The organism is Micromonospora sp. CB01531 (assembly GCF_001905095.1).
In the GTDB taxonomy this organism is placed as follows: Bacteria; Actinomycetota; Actinomycetes; order Mycobacteriales; family Micromonosporaceae; genus Micromonospora.
Genome location: NZ_LWLS01000019.1, coordinates 1 through 7,190, shown reverse-complemented (window position 1 = coordinate 7,190; position 7,190 = coordinate 1). Strand labels below are relative to the sequence as shown.

At 68.8% G+C, this 7,190-nt stretch carries 4 protein-coding genes; all 4 read right to left on the bottom strand.

The annotated features are described in order from the left end of the window. Positions 1-87 precede the first annotated feature (87 nt). Positions 88-603, bottom strand: a complete 516-nt coding sequence (locus tag A6A27_RS05105) for a hypothetical protein (RefSeq protein ID WP_073833344.1) — start codon at positions 601-603, stop codon at positions 88-90. 791 nt (positions 604-1,394) lie between these two features. Continuing rightward, positions 1,395-3,767: a hypothetical protein gene (locus A6A27_RS05100; RefSeq protein WP_073833343.1), complete on the bottom strand. Its 2,373-nt coding sequence runs from the start codon at positions 3,765-3,767 to the stop codon at positions 1,395-1,397. After that, on the bottom strand, positions 3,767-5,602 hold the full coding sequence (locus A6A27_RS05095) for an AAA family ATPase (protein ID WP_073833346.1): 1,836 nt from the start codon (positions 5,600-5,602) through the stop codon (positions 3,767-3,769). The genes A6A27_RS05100 and A6A27_RS05095 overlap by 1 nt, the downstream gene beginning before the upstream one ends. A 23-nt stretch (positions 5,603-5,625) precedes the next feature. Further along, positions 5,626-7,026, bottom strand: coding sequence for a hypothetical protein (locus A6A27_RS05090; protein WP_073833341.1), 1,401 nt, complete (start codon positions 7,024-7,026; stop codon positions 5,626-5,628). Positions 7,027-7,190 lie beyond the last annotated feature (164 nt).

The window sequence follows — 7,190 nt, the reverse complement described above, 5'->3', positions numbered from 1 at the left end:
GCCGTTACACCACTTCCAGGGGCTTGACCCCGGCCGGAGCCTCGTCAACTGGAAGCTCCGTCCGGGCCGGCCCTGGGGGCAGCTCAGTTACCGCGTACCTTCTTGAGGGCGCGCCTGTCGGGCGGGCAGCACCACGTCCGGCGGTATATCGCCGGACCTAATAACCCTGCGCGCTGCACGATGGAACGCCTCGACAGCTTCCGTGGCTGCGGCCCGACGCAGGCGCCAGTCGGTCGTTGAGTATTGGTGATCCCTGGCCGCGCCCACAAGCTCGGCTAAGGCGCGATCAAGGCGATGCGCCGCGATATATAAGTCGCCGGACTCGAGCAACTGCACTTGGGCCATGCAGGCGTTGAAGCGGTCGAGGAGCTCTGATAGCCGCTCGTGCTCCTGCGTTTTCGCTTTCTGTTCACCGGGAGCGTGGGCAAGGCGACCCAACGCGAGTGAGAGCGCCCATCCGGCCGCCATGAAGTCGCAGAGCCGTCCGACACGCGCATTTTGCTTGTCGTGATGGTGCGTCAGCCACTGTTGGGTTACGACGACGAGTACGCCGATAATGCCAGAAATCGCAGCGCCGACGATAATCGCAGCAGCCTGACTCATCCACCGACCTCCGTCGCTCGCCTCCGGGTCGATGGTATGCGGGTTGAGCCAGCGTCTGGTTGGGTGAATCTTGGACGACCGGACCCAGGTGACGGCCATCGTCTATGCCGCGCGGCATCGAGATCTGTCCAGTCGCGGTCGATCTGGCGGCTCCAGTTGGCTGCGGTCCTGGGTTTGCCCCGGGCGCCGGGCGACATGGCCCGACGCCGACTTTAGATAGAAGGGAGGCGGCCCCGAAGCGCCGCGCCGCTGGAGCGGCGGCGGGAGCTGCTGGCGCTTGTCCTGGCCCGGATCGTCATGAAGCCGACGACCCGGGCTGGGGCGACGAACCTCGACGTGGAACGCCTGGAGTTCGTCTGGAAGTGAGCCACCGCTGCTACGTCGCGAGGCGTTCGCCCTCGATGCGAAAGCCCTGATCAGTCCGTGGTCCGGCGCGTCTCACCCGGCGCCAGCAGCCGGCGGGGGAGTACCCCCGGTCCTGCTTCCGCCACCGACCGGCGGTGTCAGCGTGCAGCAGACGATCAACCATCTGCAGGGCCTCCGGATCCGAGTCGAACTCCCACCGCAGAACCTTCCCCGACTCGTGCCCCCGGCTGACGGACCAGGGCTGCTGCCTCGAACCGGCCAAGATCGGCCAGCTGATCCGAAAGAGCCCTCGGCGAGCGCGGATGGATTAACTAGCAAGCACAGAGTGGGAGCAGGTCGCTCCGCAGCAGGAGCGGCTCCGCTGACAGTACCTGCAAAGGACAGACGGCGAATCCCGAACGAGGCGCCCTCGGGTCCGGCTGGCGTCAGCCGGTGGCCGCCGTCGCGGTGAACAATAGTTCGGCGACGCTGCCAGCGAAGTCGGGCAGCATGTGGGCAGCTAGCACCCAGGCTTCCGGGTTGCCATCGACCGTGGACTCTATTGCGAGCCTGAGTGCGGCCAGCCCCTCCTGCTGGCCCTCGTCCTTAACGAATGTCAGCATCGTTAGCGCCTGGGCCGCCGGACGCCCGTGAGCGAACACGTCCGACCAGCTCAACCGGCCGGCCGCGATGAGCTTTGGCACCGTCTCGCGGTCGACCAGGATCTGGGCGAGCAGATCGGCTGGCGGCTCGCCGCGGCTCAGCCCGGCCTCGAGCGTTGTCGCAAACGCGGTACGGAACCACTGTGGGCATCCCGGCCTGGTGCACAGGGCCGCGAGAATGTCGTCGGGGAACGGCCGCTCGGCGTGCTCGTCGCGGATGGCCTTCCAGTTCCAGTCGTGGGTCTCCCGCAGGGAAGCCGAGCTCGGGCCCGTTACGCCGCGCAGGAGGGCGAGCTGTGCGGCGACCGTCTCGCCGCGTGTCACCTCGTCTTCCAGCCGGCTGAGCATCTCGGGGTCCGGTCCGGTGACGCGCTTGATCACGGCCGAAGACAGCAACCGGCCCTGGAAGGTGGCCGGCCCGTTGGTGACGGCGAGCAGCTCGTCGACTGCGGCGCGACCGTGCCGCCGCCAGAGGTTCACCACCAGCCGCAGCTGCGGGATCTCGCCGTAGACTAGCCGGTATCGCGGGATGTGTAGCTGCAGATCGAGGTCGACACAGTCGATCGCGTCGCGGGCGTGGTACGGCGACAGTCCGCTGCCGCCCTGATACGCCAGGAGGTGTTCACGCAACGCCGGATCGAGGGGGAGCGACCCGGCGTCTGCGAAGGGTCGCTGTGACAGAATCCGCTTCCGCAGGTGCCAGCTGAGGTTGGTGGCCCGGAACAGCTGGTTGTTGACCACCGGGTCGTCGCAGGTGGCGAGCCGGTCAATGGCGGCCGCGTCGAGGTCGCGCCGGGTGGACAGGGACCGGCGCAGGGCGGGGTTGGGGCTGGCGAGCGCCGCGTCGAGCCACTCGTCGCGCCACTGGCCGCGGCTGAGCAGGTCGAAGATCGTGTGGTCGTCGACGTGGTCGAACAGGGCGAGGTGGGTGTCGGTCGGTGCGGCGTCGAGGAGGGCGAGGAACGCCGCCCGTACCCCGTTGACCGTCTTACGCTCGCAGACATCGGGGATCGGCTTCGCGTCGGGCCACGCCGTTGGCGGCCGTCCGGCGGGCTCCTCGGTCAGGAGGTCCACGCTGGACCCGCGGTAGCCCTTCAACCGGGCACGTAGCACCCGCCATCGGCCCACATCGGCACCGAGCCGATCGCCCACCAGCGCCCGCAGCTCCTCGAGAACAACCCGGTGCCGGTGCAGCGCCTCGAGCACCGCAGGTGCGGGGGAAGCCCGGAGCAGTGCGTCGGCAGGCAGCCCGGCCTTGACCGCCTCGTCGGCCCGCCGTTTCGCGACCGCGGTGCTGTGTCGGGCCGGCAGCGGTGCCGCGAGCAGAACAACACTGGGACGGGCGGCCGTGACGACAGCGAGCGGATGGGTGGCGAACAGCGCCAGATGCACGCCTTCCGGGCAGTCCGGCCGCCCCGCTAGCAGGATCGTCGCCTCCTCGCCGAATGGCTCGCAACCGTGGGCGGCGAGGATCTGGTCCCAGTCAAGCTCCGACCTCAGGCCCAGCTGCTCGACGTCCGCCCCGTCGCGCAGCTCCTCGATCGCACCGGCCGTTCCCTCGGCCTCGGCGACCAGCCGCGCCAGCGACGCACGGTCGATACCCAACGACGTCCCGGCACGCTCGGCAATGGAAAGCAGCACCGGATCGTCGAGCGATGCGCCCACATCCACAATGGACAACAAGCCGCGGAGCAGCTCGGCCCGCGTCAGCTCCTCGCCCGCAACCGCGAACGCGTGGGTGATCAGGCCAGGAAACGGGCTGACCACCGTCGCCCGCACCCCGTCGGGTTTCGTCACGGCGAGCATCGTGGTAACAAGCCCGGCCCAGGCGGGATCGTCGGGCCGCCCGGCGGCGAACACCGCGCGCCGGTCGCGCAGTCCCCAGAAGGAGATCGCGCGGCTGGCCACCTCGGCATTGCCGGTCGCCGCGAGCCGCTGACGCAGGTCGGCGTGCCGGTCGCCGGTCGGATCGACAGAACGGGCCATGACCTCGATCAACTGCGGCCGCCCCGACGCCAGCATCGCGTCGAACAGTTCGGCCGGAAGCTGGGGAGCGGACCAGGCGACCTCGTCGAGCCGGTCACCCAGCGCCGACACCAAGCGCTGCCACGACCGCGGCCCCGCCGCACGCAGCAGCCAGACGAACGGTGCGGCCATCAGCCGGCCTGCAATCGAGCCATGCGCGCCACAGCCTCGACCCACACCTGTTGCTTCTCAGGCACCTGCCCGACCAGGTAGGTGGCCCGCAGCTTCGGGGGCAGGTACCGCAGCAGACGAGCCACGACGTCGAGGTGCTCGCGCAGCTGCGACGCCTCGGCGTTGGCGAAGATCTGATGCACCAGGTCAGAGTCGCCGGTACCCTCGGTACTCTGCTCCACCGCCGCGCGCAGGCGCTTCTCCCACAGGTCGACCTCGGCCGCGAGGTCACCCAGACCGGTAGACGGCCGCCCCTCCAGCCGAGCCTCCAAGCCGGTCAGCGGCACCGGGGCGAACTCGCCATCGCCGAGGTAGATCAGCGCCGACTGCAGCGGCAGCTTCTGGCAGTGCAGCTTGATCAGCCGCTCCAGGGTGCGCTTGCTGACCCAGGCCCGGCCCTCATCATCGATGTCGTTCTTCCACCACTCCAAGACCACCTCAGCGGTAGGCCCGTAAACGTCGACCAGCCACTGGTTGGCGGGGATATCCTCGGGCGCGACCTCGTAGCTGATCGTGAACCGGCTGGCCTGGGCCAGGTTGTTACTCGCCACGAGGAGCTTGCGGCCGAGGTGGTACGGCGGGTTCTGCAACGCCACCTGGGCGCGCAGGCCGTCGATGGGCCGACCGGCCAGCGTCCACTCCTGGGTCACCTCCATCAACTTCGCGAAGGTCGCCCTGTCTTTCGGCCGGTTGTACTCGTCCCACACCAGCACCTTCGGCTCGTCGCCGAGCAAGCTGCGGGTGAGCAGCGAGCTCAGCGTGCCATCGGCCGCCGGAACCGGGACACACAGATCCTCGACGTTCGTGACCGGCAGCGAGAAATACACCGGCTCGCGGCCGATCTCCTCCCGCACCACGTGCCGAGTGATTTCCGTCTTGCCGCAACCGGGCGGGCCCTGCAGCAGCACTGCCCACCGGCACCGGATCGCCGCGCGGAGGATGCGCCGCACCGGGTCGGCGACGCTGGCCCGGTTAGGCACGCCGAGCGCCCGGGCGAACTGGTCGAGGATATCGTCCGTGCGGTCCGGCCCCGGCGACCCGTCGGCACGCTGATCGGCGAGCACCAGCCGAGTGCCGTTGACCAGCGGCAGCCCCCACCGCAGCGGAAAGTCCTCGATAGCGCAGTCGATGATGTGCTGAACCGTGCGCGGCGACAGCAGGCGCCGCAGGTGCGGGCTCAGCCGCGCCCAGGCCAAGAACAAGTCGGACAGGTCACGGCCGGGGTACCGCTCGGACAGGTGCCGCCGCCACGACGTGTCGTTGGCGCCGACGCGGATGGTGGCCATCCGGTCGAGCACGGCCAGGTCGTTGCGGCGAGTGCCGACCTCCGAAGCCGACTCGTTGTCGGTGAGGAAGACCCCCACGCAGCCGAGCGCGCGCAGGTCATGCTCACCGAGCGTCCAATTGCAGGCGACCTGCATGAGCTGCGATTGGATCGTGTCGCCCGCCTGCAGCGAGTCGTCGATCACCAGCACGAACTTCCGCGGGTGCGACAGCTGGTCCAGAATTAGCTGTTGCAGCGCCAGCTCACCAGTGCGCGGGTCGCGCACGGGTGCGTTCACCAGCAGGTCGTCGGGCGTGAGGTTGGCCGCCGGGACCAGCACCACGTCGATGCCTGGGTGCCGCTTCGGGATGTAGCTCAGGAACGTCGACGTCTTCCCGATGCCGTGGTCGCCGAACACCTGCCCGGTCTGCCCGGCCGCGATCATCCCGTCGATGAACCGCTCCAGAACTGAAGGCTCATCGGGCGCGGCCTTCGTGCGTGGCTCACGCTTGTCGCGCGGCTCATTCTGCACGCGTGTGCGCCGGGCCGCCGCCATCAGCGCTCTCCCGTCTGGACGCGGTGGCAGGCCATCGGCGGATCGGCCCGCTCCGGCCAGGTATCGCCGCCATCCGTGATCAGCCAGATCCACTTTTCCGGCTCACGGGGTTTCACCGGCGTCGCGTGCCCGTCGGTCACCATGATCACGGCGTCGAGGCTCCCCTCCACCTCCCGGTCGCCGACCTTGAGCCGCCCCTCGGCGTAGTCGACAACGTTCTGGAAGTTGGTTCCGCCGCCGCCCAGCACGCGCTCGCCCGGCTTGAACGGCATCACCTCGCCGTCGAAGCTCAGCCACTGCGCGTTGACCCCGTCGGTCTGCCCGACGAGCGTGGTCAACCACTCGACCACGTGGTCGGGCATCGACCCGGAGGTGTCGAACGCCACCAACACGAGCTTCTCCCGCTCCATTCCCCGCCGCAGCAGCATCGGCTCGTGACCCAGCGACAACAGCACCGCGCCGAGCTTCTTCGGGTAGGCCAGCCGCTCGCCGTCGCGCAGCCGCGACGCGAGCACGTCGACCAGCCAGCGCTTCCACCAGTCGACCCGGCGAGTCTTCGGCGTCTTGCCGCGCAGCGCGGCCAGCCCGAGTAACCCCCAGATCGCCTCCAGCCGGTCGTCGGCGCCGCCGCACCGGGCGGCCAGGTCGAGCAGTTCCTGCCGGGCCGCCGCGTTTCCCGCGTGCGCACGCCGGGCCACCTCGGCCAAGACCTCGCCGACGACCTTCGCCACCGTGTCGTCGTCGAGCGGGATCTCACCGTCGGCGCCGAGGCCCAAGCTCAGCAGCAGGTGCAGGCACGGCACCGGACGAACGATCGGCTCGGCCATCCGCCGCAACTCGCTGTAGACGCCGAAGTCGGTCTCTACGAACTGGTCGTAGTTGAGCGGATCGAGGCCCTGCCCGGCCAGGTCGTCCCGGTACCGCTTGTACACCTCGCGCGGATCGATCCCGACCGGCTCACCGGCCCGCGTCGGCAGCCGCTGCACACCCAACCGCCGCATCGCGACGTGGTTGACGGTGACTTCGGTGGCGATGGTGAACACCAGATCGGCGCGCAGTTCCGGCTCGGTGTGCAGGTGCCGCTGAATGAGGTGCCGCGCCTCGTGGAACAGGACGAACTTCACCCCGTCGAGCCCGATGTCGACGAAGAACTCCGGGTTGAACAGGAGTGAGCATACGCCGTCACCCGTGGCCGTGACCGCCGCGGTCTCGACCGCAGTGGTGGGAATATGGTGGTGACACTTCGTGTAGAGCCATGACCCGATGACGCTGTTGCCCACACCGAAGTCGAACAGAGCGGCCTCCTTGAGCCGCACCGCCTCCGCCGTCGTCTCCTCGTCGGCGTCGTTGAGCGTCCGCAACCGGCGCCGGTCGGCCAGGTCGACGAAGAACGCTCTCACGTCGGGAACCCTACTACTCCAACATCACTTTCCCTTCCGCCGACCGCCATGCACAAACGATCCGGTCCGCAACCGTCCTCATGCAACAGCGACGTACAAGTAAGCCATTCAAGACGTGCCACCGCCATGAGCCCAAAGACATCCCAAGAGCTTAAATGTCAAGC

Bases quoted from the DNA above. Each gene is read 5' to 3' on its own strand.
- A6A27_RS05105 (WP_073833344.1), bottom strand. From the start codon at position 603: ATGAGTCAGGCTGCTGCGATTATCGTCGGCGCTGCGATTTCTGGCATT.
- A6A27_RS05100 (WP_073833343.1), bottom strand. From the start codon at position 3,767: ATGGCCGCACCGTTCGTCTGGCTGCTGCGTGCGGCGGGGCCGCGGTCG.